Here is a 268-nt window from a genome sequence, read left to right as displayed (position 1 = left end):
CAGCGCGCTCTGGAGGCGGTAGCGCAAGTCATCGAGGCCCTGGTGCCGTTGAGCAGAGCGACCTTCCTGCCAGCGGAACGCGTCCAGCTGCTGGCGCAGTTCGGGCGTAAACACCGGGCCTTCCAGTGACGAGGCGGGCAGGGGGAGCAGTTCCTCCTGAGCGTCGGATACAGGCTGTGCCACCAGCGGCGGGCAGGTCAGCAACAGCATGGCCCCCAGGCAACAACCCAGGCGTACTCGGCGAGGCAGCGCCATCACATTTACGTTC

General features: G+C 66.4%; 1 protein-coding gene. It reads right to left on the bottom strand.

The features are described 5' to 3' along the window. On the bottom strand, nt 1–268 hold a 268-nt coding region (locus V0R37_RS22280; RefSeq protein ID WP_420376579.1), incomplete at both ends, for a hypothetical protein.

The sequence above is a fragment of the Pollutimonas rozaliensis genome, assembly GCF_048751585.1.
Classification (GTDB): Bacteria; Pseudomonadota; Gammaproteobacteria; order Burkholderiales; family Burkholderiaceae_B.
The sequence above is the reverse complement of the archived record's forward strand: the minus strand, read 5'-3'. Positions and strand labels throughout refer to the sequence as shown.